We start from the raw sequence: 17,634 nt of genomic DNA, 5'->3' as shown, positions 1-17,634 counted from the left end.
TTTTGGTTTAGCAGTTGTCTTATGTTTTCCAAGACCAGGACAACAGCAGTAAAACGGTCAATAATTTATTATAGGCAAAGCCAAACATGACCAGGTTCCGAGACATCGGAATCTGGTTTTTTATTTAACTCCCTATCTAAGGGTCATTTCTGTAACGTTTTTTCATCTTCTCTGGTTGTTTGGTTAGTTGATATTATGTTAGTTCAAGAATGATTCTTTATTTCAGGATGACGACAACACACTACTCGGTTTGCCCTGTCGCTTCCGGATTCAACAAAGTCTTTATTTTCTTTGCTATGCTTTTACCCAGTTCAGTATTTCTGACCTCCTTATTAAAATGCTTAAAATCGGAGTCCAGTACACCTGCATCTTTTTCAAAAACCATTACATTAGAAAAAGCTTTTAACCCAATGTAAGACCCTGGGTGAGACCTATAATAATCTTTGCATTTATTAATGTATTCCTCACGCACCGCATTAAATCTTGCCATCACGTCCTTCACATATAATGAGTCCTTCTTCTGTTCGGCAGTTTTACTACTATATTCCGTTTTAATTGCTTTCTGTCTTTCCTGCACCGATTTTACCAAAGCATCAAATTCAAGACTATCCGCATTTCTGTCCTGAGCTATTCCTAGAAAAGGCAACAGGCACAACAACATGAGTTTAATTACAGTTTTCATGGCTATTTAAGTTTAGTTACAATTATTTTTCTTCCTTCAATTTTAAAATTCACTTTACCCGTCCTTTCCATCAATTCCAATACCGCAGAAATACTCCGCGATCTGGAAACAAACCCACCAACAGTAATATTTTTTAGTTCATCAGACGAATAACTAACCTCTACATCATACCAGCGCGCTACTCTCCTCATCACGCTTTCAAGAGATTCACCCTTAAAAACAAAATCGCCGTTCTTCCAGTCAATAGCTTCGTCCATATTCGCCTCAATGACTTTGAAGTTTTCTTTATTAAGAATAGATTGTTGCCCTGGCTTCAATGTTTTACCACCCAAGTCTTTATTCGCACCTACTTTGGTCAGTAACCTCGACACATTTACACTACCTTCAAACAAAGTAGTTTTAACACTACTTTCATCCGCATAGCTGTTTATATTAAAATGCGTACCGAGAACCATTACCTCCTGTTCTCTAGTCTTTACAACAAAAGGAGATTTCTTATTCTTTGCTACTTCAAAGTAGGCTTCGCCTTCAAGCAATATTTTGCGAGTTTTTCCAATAAATTGAGATGGGAAAGAGATTTTTGAATCAGCGTTCAGCCAGACGTGTGTACCGTCAGGCAATGTGAATTCATAGGTTTGGCCTTTGGCGGTGCTGGCGGTTAGGTCTTCTGTCCCCTTGTCATCCAGAGCATCGCGAAGGATCTCACCGTCACTATACTTTAAGTCCTCTCCTATCACTACCCCAGTCTTCGCATCGCTCAGTTGGATCACCTTGCCATTAGCCAATGTTATAGTTGCACCGTTTTTACCTGGGGCTATGTCGTTCATCGCGAGTCCGGGATCCTGACCTGCGTCAGGATGACGGTCAGAGTGGTAATTAAAGAAGTAAACGCCAAGAACTAAGAATGCTACCGCTGCCGCAGCGATTAGCGAAGTCCCGAATTTACTTCGGGAAACCGCCACGATACGAGGCCATAACTTAACCGTCCTGGCTTCTTTTGCCTCAACAGTAATTCCAGTACTCTCATAAACCCTAAGCTTTAGGCGCGCCTCCACAAGTTTTGCATAATCTGCGTCATCTACATCAACACTTACCTCGGCATCATCAAACGAATGATACCAATCATTCACCATTTGATGCTCCGTCGCCGTTGCTTTACCATTAAGGTAATCATCAATAGCCTGTAAAAGTTGATCTGAATATTGCATGTATACTCCCCCTTTTATAGTATGTGTATCGGGAGAGGGCCAGCACCTATGCCATTGTTAAAAAAATATTAAAATAATATAAAATGGCTGTTTTTTACCTTTCCACGCAAGGTACTGAGCGCTTTATTCATCTGGTTTTCAACCGTACTTGTTGAAATATCCATCTTTTCAGCAATCTCTTTATTACTCATGTGTTCGTTGCGGCTATACTTAAATACAAGACGGCACTTTTCCGGCAACTTCTCCACTTCTTCGTTTAGCATTTCGAGCAGGCGCTTATAATGCAACCGGTCTTCTATGTCTTCCTGGTCCATCATCAGCTCAGCATGCTCCATAGCATGTTCTTCATGTGAGAACTTTTTCTCGCGTTTCATCAAGTGAAAGATCATGTATTTTGTCGCAGTAGCTAAGTAAGCACTTAAATTGTCAACTACGGCAGTGGCACTGTTATTCCACAAACTCACCAAAACGTCATGGACAATATCCTCAGCAGATTGGGTATCCCGTACACGGTTATAAGCCAGCGCATATAACACCTTCCAGTAACGATCGTAGACCTCGGTAAAGGCCATATGATCCCTCTGCTTTAACAAAGCAGTCAATTCCTGATCGGTATATGCACTATAATCCGCCATGATGTATGTTACCCCTTATTACCTTAAAGTTAAGCAAAAGTTTTCATTAAGTTTTTATCCATCATTTTTGTAATGAAGCTTGCTACGGGTAAAACCCTTGCAGGTTGCAAGAATATATAACTTATTGCATATAAACCAACTACACCCAAAATAAATTTTAGTTTTTCTTGCTAAAAGGGATTAGAAGGGATTTCTTTCATTTCGAGTATAACGAGAACCGAGCCCTCCGCGAGCTCAGCGACGCTAATTCTCTTGTTCATGCATAGTTCAAAAAGAGAAAAAAGTACTTTTTGTTGTAACCCCAAGGGACTTTTTTATGACCTAATACCCCCCTGCTTCGTACCAGTGCCATAACAGTTTCGTATCTGTTTCGGATAAAGGTACCCATTATGCGAAGCAGATACGCCGCTGTCCCCCGTCTGCCTCATAGCTGGTGTACAGTAAGTCTAAACAAGAGTCATATTCATTGTCACCAAATCTTCATTTAGCACTCTGCCAATTTGTCATTTACAAATTAAATTGTGTATTTTTGATCCCCACAATAACGTTGACCTTTTATGATTGATCTACAGCTGACAGATAAAACACACGATGAAGAGCGCCAGGGTGAAGCTTTGATTATTGACGCACCTATAGTTCGCAATGGCAGGAAACTGTACATTGAAAGCTATGGCTGCCAGATGAATTTTGCTGACAGTGAGATTGTTGCTTCTATCCTATTGGATCAGGGTTTTGAGACCACCGGCGACTATAAAGAAGCTGATGTGGTATTCATTAATACCTGCTCCATACGTGAGAATGCAGAACAAAGGGTGCGCAACAGGCTTTCGCAATTCGGTGTTGAAAAACGCAGAAACCCTAAACTCATTGTAGGTGTGCTGGGCTGTATGGCTGAACGCTTAAAATCTAAATTTCTGGATGAGGAAAAACTGGTAGATGTTGTTGTAGGCCCGGATGCTTACCGTGAATTGCCACAGCTGATCAGTGAGGTAGAAAGTGGTCAGAAAGCAATCAATGTATTGCTTTCCCGTGAAGAAACCTATGCAGACATCAGTCCTGTGCGGTTGAGCGGAAATGGCATCACAGCTTTCATTTCCATCATGAGGGGTTGCGACAATATGTGTTCTTTCTGCGTGGTTCCTTTCACCAGGGGTCGTGAGCGCAGCAGAGATCCGCACTCTATCCTGGCTGAAGCAAATGATTTATTTGAGAGAGGCTATAGAGAAGTAACTTTACTGGGCCAGAATGTAGATTCTTATCAATGGAACCAATCGGCAGAAAGTCAGCCTAAAACTGATGCACTTGCGGATGACATCAATACTTTGACCGGTGATGCTTTACTGGATGCACTGAGCAAAGAAAGCGAATTGCCAGCACATCGTTTAAAAGCGGGACTTGGCAATGTTGATGTAAATTTTGCGCAGTTACTGGCCATGGTCGCTGAAATCAGTCCTGAATTAAGGATCCGTTTCTCTACCTCTCATCCAAAAGACATTACAGATGAGGTATTGTACACGATTAAAAAATACGACAACATCTGCAACTATATTCACCTGCCGGTTCAGTCGGGCAATTCCAGGATACTGGCCCTGATGAACAGAACTTATACCCGTGAATGGTATATGAACAGGATTGATGCCATACGCCAGATCATTCCTGGCTGTGCCATCTCAGCAGATATCATCGCCGGGTTCTGCACCGAAACAGAAGAAGAACACCAGGATACATTAAGTATCATGGACTATGCGAGGTATAACTTTGCCTATACTTTTTCTTATTCTGAGCGTCCGGGTACATTAGCGGCCAGAAAATATAAAGATGATGTTCCGGAAGAGGTAAAAGCACGTCGTCTGGCTGAGATATTTAAAAAACAACAGGAAGATTCTCTGGCTTGTCTGGAGGAATTTGTGGGCAAAACAGTGAAAGTACTGATTGAAGGTTTTTCTAAAAAATCTGATAAAGAGTACAGAGGCCGTAACGACGAGAATGCGATGGTGGTTTTTCCGGTTACTGAAACCGTGAAGCCTGGAGAATATGCAAATGTTTATGTAGAACGCTGCACATCCGCCACGCTGATCGGAAGGGTTGTTGGATAGCGATCACGTCATCTCGACGAAAGGAGAGATCTTTTAAAATAGCGTAGACAAGAGATCTCTCCTTTCGTCGAGATGACGACAAGAAGAAATAGTACGTAACTTACTATTTAAACAGAATTAAAGTATTATTGATTTCATTAATTGATGGATATACAAGATATTAAAAACCGCTTTGGAATAATTGGGGGCTCTCCCTTATTAAACAGAGCTATAGATATAGCCAGACAGGTGGCACCAACCGATATGTCTGTTTTAATTACCGGTGAAAGCGGTAGTGGTAAAGAAGTTTTTTCTCACATCATCCACCAGATGAGTACCAGAAAACACGGGGCATTTATCGCTGTTAACTGCGGGGCAATACCGGAAGGAACAATTGATTCTGAATTGTTTGGTCATGAGAAAGGTTCATTTACAGGTGCTCATGAGGCGCGTAAAGGATATTTTGAAGTAGCAAACGGCGGTACGATCTTTTTGGATGAGGTGGCTGAATTACCTCTGGGTACCCAGGCCAGGTTATTGAGGATCCTTGAAAGCGGAGAATACCTAAGGGTGGGTTCTTCAAAAGTTCAGAAAACGGATGTAAGGATTATTGCGGCAACAAACGTAGATGTATACAACCGTGTGAAATCAGGAAAATTCCGTGAGGATCTTTATTACAGGCTAAACACCGTGCCTTTGCGCATCCCCGCTTTGCATGAACGTAAAGAAGACATTTACCTGCTGTTCAGAAAATTCTCGGCCGACTTTAGCGACAAATACCGCAGTCCGGGCATACAACTGGAGCCTGATGCGATACAGATTCTGAGTAATTACAGCTGGCCTGGAAACGTAAGGCAACTGAAAAATATCGCGGAGCAGATCTGTGTACTGGAAAAAGACAGGAATGTAACTGCGGCAGCTTTACTGAATTATATCCCCAATGAAAGTGCTACAAATTTACCGGTGGCCATCAACGGGAACAACAAAGAAGATTATACGGAACGAGACATTCTTTACAAGGTACTTTTTGACATGAAAAAGGACATGATGGAATTGAAAAAACTGGTAGCCGAAATCATTCAGAATGGGGGCAACACGGCGCATATTATGGCCGACAATCCACATTATATCAATCAGCTATATCAGGAAATTGATCAGACGACAGGGCATGACTCTAACACCTTAACGATTAAAAAACCTTTGCAAAGTGCACCTGTGGATTATAACTATACGCATGAGGCAGAGGAGGTTGAAGAATCGTTATCTTTGATAGATAAGGAATCCGATCTGATTAAAAAGGCGTTAAAGAAACACAAAGGCAAACGTAAATTTGCTGCACAGGAACTAGGAATCTCTGAACGTACGTTATATAGAAAGATTAAAGAACTTAATTTAAACTAGGTATGAAATACTTATATGGATTGATTTGTTTACTGGCCTTCAGCGGCTGTAAAATAGCACTAAACCAAGCTTCAATTCCACCAGAAATGAAGTCTGTAAACGTAAGGGTTTTTGAAAACAATGCACCATTGGTACTGCCGACTTTAAGCTCCAACTTTACGGAGGAGTTGAAAACACGCATCCGTAACCAGACGAGCTTGCGCATCACCACAGGTGATGCCGACGGTATTTTTACGGGAAACATTACAGGATACAGCCTCACACCTGAAGCGATCACCGACAACAACAGGCCAACAGCGGGCGCTACCCGGTTGACCATCAGGGTAAGTGTGAAGTATACCAATAACCTCAATCCTAAACAGAGCTTTGAGCAGAGTTTTGAAAAATATAAGGTGTTCAAACTCGCAGGAAGCCTTCAGATTCAGGAGCAGGGCATTGCAAAAGATGTAACGGCTATGCTTACTGAAGATATTTTTAATGCCGCTTTTGCACAATGGTAGGCTAAAATAGAGATCAATTAGTAACTTAGCGACTTGGAGCAGCAAACAGACATCAAACAACAGCTTGCAGAATTAATTGCAGAGCCTGGGAAAGTATCTCAGCAGGATACGCCTATGCTCAATGAGCTGGCTAAGCTGTATCCTTATTTTCAACCCATACATTTACTGGCTGCTAAAGCCGCTTTAGGCACAAATGAAGCAAATGCTTATTTGGCAAATGCAGCTTTATATACCAATGGACAACTGCTCCATCATTTTGTTCACGGCGATTTGCAAAACAGCCGGGAATTTAATGTGATCCGCAAAGGAACATTCGGCACAGAAGCGAGCCAGCCTGAAGCATTGGATGAGGTAGCCATCGACGAAGTACAAGCTGAAACAACAGAAAAACCAACGGCAGATGAACAGGAGACTTTCGAGGAGATTGGCGAGGTTGACATCAATGAATTCAGACAGGAACAGAAAGCCGAATCTGAACTGGTGCTGGAAAATATTGTAGCTACCGACTTCTTCGCTTTTCAGGATAATTTCAAAGTAGAGCCTGCGACTGAAGAACTTGTGGAGCCTGAACCGGCCGAATCGGAAGATACGGTGATCAGTAAATACGATGACGATAAATTGCCTTACACTTTTTTATGGTGGCTGGCAAAAACAAGGAAAGAACATCAGCAGATTTTTCAGCCTTATGCCTCTCCGAAACGTCAGGAAGCCTCAGCGGAACAACCGCACCCTGTGCGGCAGAGCGAACTGCAGCAGCAATATGTGGAGCATATTTTCCACATGCAAAGCCCTTTTAATGAAGAAGAGACAGATTATGTTCCTTCACATTTCAAGCGTCACAACAAAGGCGATGAGATCATAGAAAGTTTCATTAAAAATGAACCACAGATCAGTCCGCCAAAACCAGAACAGATCAATAACGAGAATAAAGCGAAAAAGAGTGCGGAGGACCACAATGACCTGGTATCTGAGACCCTGGCGAAAATCTATATAGAGCAAATGCTTTATGACAAGGCCATAGAGACTTATGAAAAATTAAGTTTGAAGTTTCCAGAAAAAAGCCGTTACTTTGCCGACCTTATTCAATCGATAGAAAAGAAAATTTAAACAACATAACATACTATGCTTTTTTTAATTATATTATTAATCATTATTTGTATTGCTTTAGCGCTATTTGTTCTAGTACAAAACCCTAAAGGCGGCGGTTTAGCTACAGGTGGAGCGGGAAGCAATATGTTTGGCGTTCAACGTACCGGTGATGTTCTGGAAAAAGGAACATGGATTTTATTGGCCCTGATTGTAGTGCTTACTTTGTCTATCACAACGATTGCTAAAACTGGTGGTTCAGCTTCTGGTGTAGATTCTAAGATTCAGCAGCAATTGGATAAAACGCCTACTCCATCTCCACTTGGAGGCGGAACAACTGCTCCGGCAAACACTCCTCCGGTAACAAACGATACTACTAAAAAGTAATAATTTACAATCGTACTTGTACGACTGTCGTCATCCTGACGATGAGCAAAAAAGGCCTGAATCATGACTTATGATTCAGGCCTTTTTTCGTACACCCCTGCCACTCTGACACAAAATCACCTCATCATAATCCATTAGCTGACAAGGCTGTGTAAATTTGTCAAGCAAAGAGTGCTTGGCATAAAAACTGATACGATCAATGATACGTATACATACGTACTAAAATTTTAACTTAAAAATATAATTAATATCAAGTTATGGCTTTAAACCTTAAACCCATTTCAGGTACAGCAAACAGAGTAATTGTTGAGCCTGCTGCGGCAGAAGAAAAGACAGCATCGGGACTTTATATCCCTGATACTGCAAAAGAAAAACCGTCCAAAGGAACTGTAGTATCTGTTTCAGAAGAAGATTCAGAAGGTAAAAAACCAACAGTTAAAGTTGGAGATGTGGTTATCTATGGCAAATATGGTGGTACAGAACTTCCTTATGAGGGTAAAGATTACCTGATCATGCGCGAAACTGACATCTACGCTGTACTTGGTTAAGCGTATCAAATCAAATAAGTAAAAATCAAAATTTGTGTTTTAGGATGTTGCAAACTGCAACTCGTAAATCTAACCCCGCATGAGCTGCGGAGCAAAATCGTAAATAAAAATGGCAAAACAAGTAAAATATAATGTAGAAGCCCGTGACGCCCTGAAAAGAGGTGTTGATACATTGGCTAATGCAGTAAAAGTAACTTTGGGACCAAAAGGTCGTAACGTAATTATTGATAAGAAATTTGGTTCACCAGCGATCACTAAAGATGGTGTTACTGTAGCTAAAGAAATTGAACTGAAAGACCCTATTGAAAATATGGGTGCTCAAATGGTTAAAGAAGTAGCTTCTAAAACTGCTGATATCGCAGGAGATGGAACTACAACTGCAACTGTATTGGCTCAGGCAATTGTAACTGCAGGTATTAAAAACGTTGCTGCCGGTGCAAATCCAATGGATTTGAAACGTGGTATCGACAAAGCAGTAACTGCTATCGTTGAAAACCTTAAAGCTCAGTCTCAGACTGTAGGTGAAGACAATAACAAAATCAAACAGGTTGCTTCTATTTCAGCAAACAATGATGAGGTTATTGGTGCTTTAATTGCTGAGGCAATGGGTAAAGTAGGTAAAGACGGTGTAATTACTGTTGAAGAAGCTAAGGGTACTGAGACTGAAGTAAAAACAGTTGAAGGTATGCAGTTTGATCGTGGTTACTTATCTCCTTACTTTGTAACCAATGCTGATAAAATGGAAGCGGAATTAGAAAACCCTTACATTTTGATCTACGATAAAAAAATCAGCAACATGAAAGAATTGCTTCCTGTGCTTGAGAAACAAGTTCAGACTGGCAAACCTTTATTGATCATTGCAGAAGATTTAGATGGTGAAGCTTTAGCTACTTTGGTAGTGAACAAGATCCGTGGATCTCTGAAAGTTGTTGCTGTTAAAGCTCCTGGATTTGGTGACCGTCGTAAAGCTATGCTTGAAGACATCGCTATCCTTACTGGTGGAACAGTGATCTCTGAAGAAAGAGGTTATAAATTAGAAAATGCTGACCTTACTTACCTGGGTACTGCTGAGAAAGTTGTTGTTGATAAAGACAACACTACTGTAATCAACGGTGCTGGTCAGTCAGAAGACATTAAAGCTCGTGTAAATCAGATCAAATCTCAAATTGAGACTACTACTTCTGATTACGATAAAGAAAAACTACAAGAGCGTCTGGCTAAGTTAGCGGGCGGTGTTGCAGTTCTTTATGTGGGTGCAGCTTCAGAGGTTGAAATGAAAGAGAAAAAAGACCGTGTTGATGATGCTTTACATGCAACCCGTGCGGCTGTAGAAGAAGGTATCGTTGCTGGTGGTGGTGTTGCTTTCATCCGTGCTATCGAAGCATTAGACGGCATGAAAGGATCTAATGATGATGAAACTACTGGTATCCAGATCATCCGTCGCGCTATCGAAGAGCCTTTACGTCAGATCTGCCAGAATGCTGGTATCGAAGGATCTATCGTAGTTCAGAAAGTTAAAGAAGGTACGGCTGACTTTGGTTACAATGCACGTACTGACGTTTATGAAAACTTAATTGCTGCTGGTGTTATCGATCCAACTAAAGTTGGTCGTGTAGCATTAGAGAACGCAGCTTCAATCGCAGCAATGTTGTTAACAACAGAAGTTGTATTGGCTGACGATCCGGAAGAAGCTCCTGCAGGTGGCGGTATGCCTCCAATGGGCGGCGGCGGTATGGGCGGAATGATGTAATCATTAACTCAAACCTTATTTAAAAGCCACAGATATTATGTATCTGTGGCTTTTTTCTTGCCATTAGAAATCAGACTTATCCAAAAAGCTGTATTTATTTCAAAGAAACTTATCCCCGCATGCAAAATTTTGAAATAAAATAAAAATAATGGGTACATTTAGATACCCTATTGCTTTTAGTATGTTTAAAATTTTAATCGTGCCACTGGTTGTGCTATGCAGCCTCGTGTCATCTATTAAAGTTAACGCTCAACTCTCTTTTGGAACGATTGATCCAGGCCCCTATGGAAGAGGCGGCAGCATTGCTGTGCCCATCAGTATACCTGTCAACTCCTGTTTTGCTGCATCAAATGTTTTTGAACTATGGATTTCTGATGCCAGTCAGAACTTCAGTCCGGGAAGAAAAATCGGGGAGACCAGCGGAACGTTTTCTACCTTTATCAACGGAACTGTTCCGGGAGACTTAATCAATGGTAACTACAAATTAAGAATTGTAACTACAAGTCCCTCGGCTTCCACAGATTATTCCGGAACAATCACCATTGCGAATGCGGCTGGCCCATTTGTTGGTACTACCCCGTCAAATGCAGCTCAGATCTTGTCGCCGCAGCAAATTTATGGCTGGTGTGGCAGTGCGGTAGGAGACAATAAGTCTATTATTTTTATGGACGATAGTTCCAGTCCGGTGGTGCAGAAACTCAGTATAAAGAATGAGAAAACGGGTACTGTTCAGGAACTGCTGCCAACCAATCAGATGTATGCCGTATCCGGCCTTGCACAATCTTATTATACCGTTACAGTAACCGGAGAAGTGATCAATGCTGGTGTGACAGTAAAATCAACCAGGTCCTACTTGTTGCTAAACATTCAGCCAAAGGTTAGCGTGCAATCTTATGGCTCGCCTTTCGGATGTATCGATCCAGTGGCGGGAACGGGTGCCGATATATCTTATGCGGTGGACATTACCGGAACAAACGGGATACAAAACAATTATCCCGGGTCCAGATATAGTATCACATGGGGCGATGGACAGGAAGACATAATTACCCACTGCGAACTGTTAAACAGTAGCGGGATCCTCACCCACAACTACAAAAGAACATCCTGCGGAGAGCCCCCTATCGATCTCGGAAATGGGAATATGATATTAAACTCCTACAGGGTATCGGTAACTACCGTCAACCCTTCATGTCAGAATGATCCGGTCAGTGCCAGTATTTATCCCAAAATATTCACAAGGCCTGTGGCGCAGATAGATCCGGCAGCTACTACAGCATGTACCAACACGCCAATCGTGTTTTCCAATATTTCAACAGCCGGGAATAATTCGGACTGTTCCCTGCAAATGAATTGGGAATGGTATGTAGATGGAATACTGGTCAGCACTCAGGAGACCTTTACCCATCCGGGGTTCACAACTCCCGGCAACCACGTGATCAAACTGCTTGCCTCAAACGACGTAGGCATCTGCAGACCCAGCGAGGATACCAGAAATATTTGTATACAAGAGCCTCCAAAACCGTCATTTACATTAAACGGAATAAGTACGGGAATCACCTTGTGTAGCCCGGTCACCTTAAAACCGACAAATACATCTATAGTAAATGAAACCTGTATCCCAACGACCTACAGATGGATCATCAGCGGTGGGAGTTTTAGCTTTGAAAATGGAACAACTGCCGCGAGTTTTGAACCTCAGATCAGGTTTACTACCCCGGGAACTTATAAAATACAGCTTGCAGCAGGGATAGCTCCTTGTGGCGAAACTCTAACCGCAGAGCAAACAGTCATCATCAATGATGCACCTGCAGCAGATCTTTCGCCAAGCATCATTGTCTGCAATTTAACATCTTATGATTTTAACAACACAACCAGTGGACCTACCAGGACTATTCTGACAGGCTCCCAGGATCCTGCACCGTCAGGCACTTATACCTGGACCGTTACCGGTGGCGCCTATAACTTTATAGGCGGCACCAATGCTGGCTCCAGATATCCGACGATTCAGTTTACAGAATATAAAACCTATACTATATCAGTAACACACACCAACGACTGCGGCACGGCAACTGATGTTCAGAATATAACCTTTACAGCTTCTCCGGTAGTTGATGCAGGGAATTATCCGGCGGTCTGCCATGACGATGTTGTACAGTTAAACGCAACCATTACAGGCTCGGTGGACAGCTATGAGTGGGTAGGCGGCAGCGGTACTTTTGCCCCAAACAGGAATACGCTAAACGCAGTTTATACACCAAGTCCGGCTGAAAAAACCGCTGGGCAGGTAAACCTGACATTGAAAGCGCTGACCTCTCTGGGTGCTCCCTGTAATATAATTGAGGGCTTTACAACCATCAATATAAAGCCGAAAAACACCATTACCAGTCCGTCAACAAAAAGAATCTGCACAAGCAGTACTGTGGCCTACACGCCTGTTTCTACATTGGCAGGCAGTGATTTTACGTGGACAGTAATTTCGTCGAACCTTGCTACAGGATTTGCCGCCACGGGCAGCGGGGCAACGATTAATGACCAGATCACTAATACAAGTGCAACAGCAGATGCCAGTGTTACCTATCGGATTGTACCTTCATTCGATGGATGTACGGGAGATCCTTTTGATTTAACGGTAACTATCGGCCCTACCCCGACTGTTACACCAAGTCTGGCAAGTACGGAAATATGCAGCGGGCAACCTGCGGGAATTACGGTTACTTCTAACCTGGCGGGCACCAAATACCTTTGGACAAGTACTGCATCTGATTCATTTATAAGTGGCAACAGCAATAATGCTGCTGTCCCGGCGACAATTACCCAAATCAGTGATTTATTGGTCAATACAGGAACAGCAAGCGGTACGGTTACCTATACCATTACGCCGGTTTCTGTATATGGATGTCCCGGCACTCCTGAAAGTGTGACGATTACGGTGCACCCAGCCCCTACAGTTGCTAATGCAGGGGCAGACGAAAGCATATGCAGTACCTCTACCCATGTTTTGAAAGGAAATGCGGCTGTAGTCGGCACCGGGAAATGGGCCTTAGTGTCCGGTCCGGGACCGGTTACTTTTGCGGACGATACCAATCCGAATACCGTGGTTTCGGGTTTGCAGGATGGCGGAGATTATGTTTTCAAATGGACAATTACTACTCCCGCAAACTGCGCCTCATCAGCAAATGTCAAGATCAGCAATCTGCTGCCGCTACAAAACAGCATCAGCAGTACAAATACAACAGTATGCTCAGGACAAAGCATCCTGATTTCGGGAGATCTTCCTACTGGTGGCAATGGCACTTACACGTTTACCTGGGAAAGCAGTGCTGACGGTATTAGCTGGGACATCATTCCTAACGAGAACAGCCGAAACCTAGGCTATGTACTGACCAGCGCACTTAGCTTCCGGAGAACGGTAAAAAGTGGTTCATGCACGCTGGTCAGCAATACAGTATTCATTAATGCCCAGCCACCTCTGGGCAATAATGTGGTTTCAGCAGATCAGGCAATTTGTGGTGGGGGGGTACCTAATCCGCTTATCGGAACTGTGCCAACCGGTGGTGATGGAGTATATACTTATCAATGGCAATCCAGCGTAGACAATGGAAATATCTGGACCGACATCACCAATGCATCATCAAAAGATTTCAGTCCGCCAACGCTCAACATTACCACTTTATATCGCCGACTGGTAAGTACCATCGCCTGCTCTGGTAACTTACAAAACATAAGTAATGAGGTACGCGTTACCATCAACCCAAATGCGAAAGCCTTATTTACATTTACCGCTGACAATGGCTGTGCCCCATTTGCGATTACCGCCCAAAACATCAAAGCGGACTCATATCCTCAAAATGCGACCTATAGCTGGTATGCCAATGGAACACCGATCGGCACAGGAATCGATTTCCCCGGGTACCAGATTACACCCGGAAATACCTCCGTTGTGATTAAGCTGGTAACGACCAGCGGACAGGGCTGTAGTGCGGACGAAATGAGCCATACCTTCTCGACCCGACAGGACATTACCTTATCATTTACCCAGGATAAAACAGTTGGATGCGGGCCGCTTACCGTAAATTTTGTAAACACTTCTACGTCACTGGCAAATACTGCTTTCAGCTGGGATTTTGGAAATGGACAAACGTCGACCCAGATCATGCCTGATGCCGTTGTTTTTGCGTATGACCCTACTGGTAAGGATAAAACGTACACGGTTACGCTTACCGCGACTACACCTTGCGGGGTAGCCATACCTTACACAGCGACTGTATTGGTGAAAGCGCCTGCCCTGTCGGTATTCTCCCCGGATAAGACGGAAGGATGTTCACCTATGCTGGTGAATTTTAGCAATACCTCACCTGTCGCAAGCAATACCACTTATACCTTCGACTTTGGAGATGGCTCTCCTGTTGAGGTAAAAACAGACCGGTCAGGGGTGACACACACCTATACAACCACCAATGTTGTGAGAACTTATATCGTTAGAATGACGACCAAAGGGGACTGCGGAGAACACACTACTGAGCATACCATCAGCGTGGCCCCTAATAATGTAGTCGCAGAACTTGTTGTAAACAGTACTGAAAAAAGAGGCTGCGCGCCTTTTACGGTGAACTTTTTCAATAACAGCAGCGGTGCGAACTCATTTGTTTATGATTTTGATGACGGCAACACCACTACTACGATTTCAGCGCCGGAAAAGGTGGTCCATACCTTTACAAAAGCGGGTACCTATACTGTAAAACTGACAGCGAGCAATGATTGTTCAACGGCATCAACAACAGAGACCATTGTTGTGCTTGCACAGCCGCAAACTGCATTTACAGCAGACAAAACGCTGGGCTGCTCAGGGCTGGAAGTTAAGTTTAACAATACGACAGTTGGAGGAATCAGCTATACCTGGGATTTTGGAGATGGTTCGGCACTTTCAACAGAAACCAATCCTACACATACCTATTCCGGGTCCCAGGAATTTTATACAGTAACGCTTACTGCTAAGAACAGCCTGGGATGTACGAGTACAACTGCGATGACCAACTTCATCCATATTGTACCTCCTCCGGTTGCACAATTCAGCGTACAACCAGGCGTAGAAATCAGTATTCCTAATTATACATTCAGCTTTACTGACGAAAGCACCAATAATCCGGATGTATGGCACTGGGACTTTGGAGATGGCACGACATCGACCCAGCGCAATCCAAAACATAGTTATTACGATGTGGGCACCTATAAGGTCACGCTTACCGTAATCAATCAGAACAATTGCTCATCAACGACATTTAAATCAGTTTCTATTACTGGAGTTCCTGGATTCCTGTATGTTCCGAATTCCTTTATTCCGGGAAGTGAGCAAACGGAACTCCGTGAATTCAAGGCCAAGGGTGTGGGAATCAAATCCTGGAGGTTCAGCATTTTTGATAAGTGGGGTGAGACGCTGTGGGAGACGACATCTCTGAATGACGGAAAACCCGCGGCAGGCTGGGATGGCACCTTTAGAGGATCGCCCATGCCACAGGGGATTTACTTCTGGAAAATTGATGTTCAATTTATTAATGGGTCCGAATGGAAGGGCATGACCTACAATAGCTCAGCGCCTAAACGTACAGGAGCAATACATTTAATCAGATAGGGATGATGAAAAGGATGAAAAATTATTTAATGGCAATTCTGATCTCGTGTATTGGATTATCTGCATTTGGGCAGGATCATATTTATTCACAATTCTTTAATGCCCCGGCTTATCTGAATCCGGCACTTACCGGTCAGTTTGAAGGTGACATCAGGTTGAACATGATCTACAGAAATCAATGGTCGGGATTGAGCGGCGACCTCTCCTATCTGAGTGCTTCAGCAGATCTGAATATTCCGAAATTTGGAGGCGGCGCGGGCTTGTTGTTTACGCGCAGCAGCGAGGGAACGGCCTATTTACGTAAGAACAATATTGCGGCTAATTATGCCTATAGTGTCGGTGGAGAAGACCTGGTATTGTCATTTGGCATTCAGGCTGGCTTTACAAACAGGCAGATTGACTGGGGTAAACTGGTTTTTTCAGATCAGATAGACATGAGACTGGGCTATGTTCCCGGGAGCGCATCTTCTGCACAGGTTCCGGATTTTTCGAGCAAGTTTTATTTTGATGCTGCAGGCGGAGTAAACCTGGTTTACCGCAATTTTATGGCGGGAGCAGCTGTACATCACATCAACAAACCGGATGAATCATTTACAGGGACACAGGCGAAACTGCCTATGCGTTTGACGGCAAATGCAAGTTTTAGAATTCCTTTGAGTTCCTACTATGGTTACGGACAGGAAGATGATGGGCCTTATCTGATCCCATCGGTAGTTTATTACAAACAGGCTAATGTAAATTCTGTAAGTGCCGGTGCTCAATTTAAATACAGGAATGTAAATACAGGGTTGTGGTACCGCAGCAGCGGACAGGGAAGTCCGGATGCAATTGTGGTATCCTTTATCTTTGACATTTTTACCAAGAGGGAAAATGGTGAGAAGCTGAGACTGGGAATCAGTCATGATGCGACGACTTCAAAGATAAATTACACCAATACAAGTGGTACAACTGAAGCCAGTATAGGCTTTGAAAAATATTTCCCCAACAGTTCAGGCTATAACAAATTTAATGGCCTGAGGTGCTATCATTTCTATTAAAATAGAATTGTTTATTATATTTAGGTTGTTAAATCGACCATGGAGAATATTTTAGACAACCAACATTTCCTTACGGTAAGTGAAGTGAACAAATTTTTAATGGCTACGTTGCTGTGCGGCTTAATTGGCGCAGAACGGGAATTCAGGAGCAAACAGGCGGGCTTGAAAACCATGATCATGATTGGATTGGGATCAACACTATTTACGATCCTTTCTGTAAAAATTGGGCTGAGCAGTCATGACCGTATCGCCTCGAACATTGTAACAGGGATCGGATTTCTGGGTGCAGGTGTTATTTTCAAGGAAGACAATCAGGTAAAAGGACTAACGACCGCTTGTGTGATCTGGATCGTAGCTGCAATAGGCATGGCTATCGGATCAGGATATTATGAGCAGGCAATCGGCGTAACAGTGGTTGTTCTTCTTGCTTTACTCATTTTCCCCTATCTGGAAGAGATGGCTGAGCGACGTTTTACCAAACGGATATATAGGATTGTCAAAAAATATGAAAACGAAAGCCTGGAAACTTATGAAGAATATATCCGGACTTCTAAATTAAAGTTTACACGTGGTAAGCAGGAGCTTGCAAATGGCATCATCAGCGGGACCTGGATTGCAATCGGAAGCCCTAAAAACCATAAAAATTTTGTAGACCGGATGCTTCAGGACAAGAAAATCATTGCATTTGATTTTTAA

Annotated in this window: 13 protein-coding genes; 10 read left to right on the top strand and 3 right to left on the bottom strand. The window is 43.0% G+C overall.

The genetic code is table 11. The features are described 5' to 3' along the window. Positions 1-241 precede the first annotated feature (241 nt). The 3 genes from R2Q78_RS14230 to R2Q78_RS14220 all read right to left on the bottom strand — a co-directional run bounded on the left by R2Q78_RS14230 (position 242) and on the right by R2Q78_RS14220 (position 2,525). Complete coding sequence (locus R2Q78_RS14230; RefSeq protein ID WP_316793011.1) at positions 242-682, bottom strand: hypothetical protein; 441 nt, start codon at positions 680-682, stop codon at positions 242-244. A gap of 2 nt (positions 683-684) precedes the next feature. After that, on the bottom strand, positions 685-1,890 hold the full coding sequence (locus R2Q78_RS14225; protein ID WP_316793009.1) for a FecR family protein: 1,206 nt from the start codon (positions 1,888-1,890) through the stop codon (positions 685-687). 68 nt (positions 1,891-1,958) lie between these two features. Further along, complete coding sequence (locus tag R2Q78_RS14220) at positions 1,959-2,525, bottom strand: RNA polymerase sigma-70 factor (protein WP_316793007.1); 567 nt, start codon at positions 2,523-2,525, stop codon at positions 1,959-1,961. A gap of 557 nt (positions 2,526-3,082) precedes the next feature. Between R2Q78_RS14220 and R2Q78_RS14215 the strand changes: the two genes are divergently transcribed. The 10 genes from R2Q78_RS14215 to R2Q78_RS14170 all read left to right on the top strand — a co-directional run bounded on the left by R2Q78_RS14215 (position 3,083) and on the right by R2Q78_RS14170 (position 17,634). Next, positions 3,083-4,621 (top strand): MiaB/RimO family radical SAM methylthiotransferase, encoded by a 1,539-nt coding sequence (locus tag R2Q78_RS14215; protein ID WP_316793005.1) that lies wholly within the window; start codon positions 3,083-3,085, stop codon positions 4,619-4,621. A 144-nt stretch (positions 4,622-4,765) separates the two neighbouring features. Next, complete coding sequence (locus R2Q78_RS14210; RefSeq protein ID WP_316793003.1) at positions 4,766-6,001, top strand: sigma-54 interaction domain-containing protein; 1,236 nt, start codon at positions 4,766-4,768, stop codon at positions 5,999-6,001. 2 nt (positions 6,002-6,003) lie between these two features. After that, complete coding sequence (locus tag R2Q78_RS14205; protein WP_316793001.1) at positions 6,004-6,501, top strand: LptE family protein; 498 nt, start codon at positions 6,004-6,006, stop codon at positions 6,499-6,501. Between the two features lie 33 nt (positions 6,502-6,534). After that, a complete protein-coding gene (locus R2Q78_RS14200; RefSeq protein WP_316792999.1) occupies positions 6,535-7,608 on the top strand; it encodes a hypothetical protein in 1,074 nt (357 codons plus the stop codon). A 15-nt stretch (positions 7,609-7,623) separates the two neighbouring features. Further along, the gene (gene secG / locus R2Q78_RS14195) at positions 7,624-7,974 is read left to right on the top strand and encodes a preprotein translocase subunit SecG (RefSeq protein ID WP_316792997.1); all 351 of its coding nucleotides are present in this window, start codon (positions 7,624-7,626) and stop codon (positions 7,972-7,974) included. A gap of 257 nt (positions 7,975-8,231) precedes the next feature. Next, positions 8,232-8,522 carry a co-chaperone GroES gene (gene groES, locus R2Q78_RS14190; protein WP_136835922.1) on the top strand — a complete coding sequence of 97 codons (291 nt, stop codon included), beginning with the start codon at positions 8,232-8,234 and terminating at the stop codon, positions 8,520-8,522. 109 nt (positions 8,523-8,631) lie between these two features. Next, positions 8,632-10,272, top strand: coding sequence for a chaperonin GroEL (gene groL, locus R2Q78_RS14185; protein ID WP_316792993.1), 1,641 nt, complete (start codon positions 8,632-8,634; stop codon positions 10,270-10,272). 148 nt (positions 10,273-10,420) lie between these two features. Further along, positions 10,421-15,901, top strand: a complete 5,481-nt coding sequence (locus R2Q78_RS14180) for a PKD domain-containing protein (protein ID WP_316792991.1) — start codon at positions 10,421-10,423, stop codon at positions 15,899-15,901. Positions 15,902-15,903: 2 nt separating this feature from the next. Continuing rightward, positions 15,904-16,938 (top strand): PorP/SprF family type IX secretion system membrane protein, encoded by a 1,035-nt coding sequence (locus R2Q78_RS14175; RefSeq protein ID WP_316792989.1) that lies wholly within the window; start codon positions 15,904-15,906, stop codon positions 16,936-16,938. A 39-nt stretch (positions 16,939-16,977) separates the two neighbouring features. Then, positions 16,978-17,634 (top strand): MgtC/SapB family protein, encoded by a 657-nt coding sequence (locus R2Q78_RS14170; RefSeq protein WP_316792987.1) that lies wholly within the window; start codon positions 16,978-16,980, stop codon positions 17,632-17,634.

The organism is Pedobacter frigoris (genome assembly GCF_032678645.1).
In the GTDB taxonomy this organism is placed as follows: domain Bacteria; phylum Bacteroidota; class Bacteroidia; order Sphingobacteriales; family Sphingobacteriaceae; genus Pedobacter; species Pedobacter frigoris_A.
This window is presented reverse-complemented; position numbering and strand designations above follow the sequence as displayed.

Bases quoted from the DNA above. Each gene is read 5' to 3' on its own strand.
- R2Q78_RS14170 (WP_316792987.1), top strand. From the start codon at position 16,978: ATGGAGAATATTTTAGACAACCAACATTTCCTTACGGTAAGTGAAGTG.
- groL (WP_316792993.1), top strand. From the start codon at position 8,632: ATGGCAAAACAAGTAAAATATAATGTAGAAGCCCGTGACGCCCTGAAA.
- R2Q78_RS14175 (WP_316792989.1), top strand. From the start codon at position 15,904: ATGATGAAAAGGATGAAAAATTATTTAATGGCAATTCTGATCTCGTGT.
- R2Q78_RS14220 (WP_316793007.1), bottom strand. From the start codon at position 2,525: ATGGCGGATTATAGTGCATATACCGATCAGGAATTGACTGCTTTGTTA.
- R2Q78_RS14230 (WP_316793011.1), bottom strand. From the start codon at position 682: ATGAAAACTGTAATTAAACTCATGTTGTTGTGCCTGTTGCCTTTTCTA.
- secG (WP_316792997.1), top strand. From the start codon at position 7,624: ATGCTTTTTTTAATTATATTATTAATCATTATTTGTATTGCTTTAGCG.
- R2Q78_RS14225 (WP_316793009.1), bottom strand. From the start codon at position 1,890: ATGCAATATTCAGATCAACTTTTACAGGCTATTGATGATTACCTTAAT.
- R2Q78_RS14210 (WP_316793003.1), top strand. From the start codon at position 4,766: ATGGATATACAAGATATTAAAAACCGCTTTGGAATAATTGGGGGCTCT.
- R2Q78_RS14205 (WP_316793001.1), top strand. From the start codon at position 6,004: ATGAAATACTTATATGGATTGATTTGTTTACTGGCCTTCAGCGGCTGT.
- R2Q78_RS14215 (WP_316793005.1), top strand. From the start codon at position 3,083: ATGATTGATCTACAGCTGACAGATAAAACACACGATGAAGAGCGCCAG.
- groES (WP_136835922.1), top strand. From the start codon at position 8,232: ATGGCTTTAAACCTTAAACCCATTTCAGGTACAGCAAACAGAGTAATT.
- R2Q78_RS14180 (WP_316792991.1), top strand. From the start codon at position 10,421: ATGGGTACATTTAGATACCCTATTGCTTTTAGTATGTTTAAAATTTTA.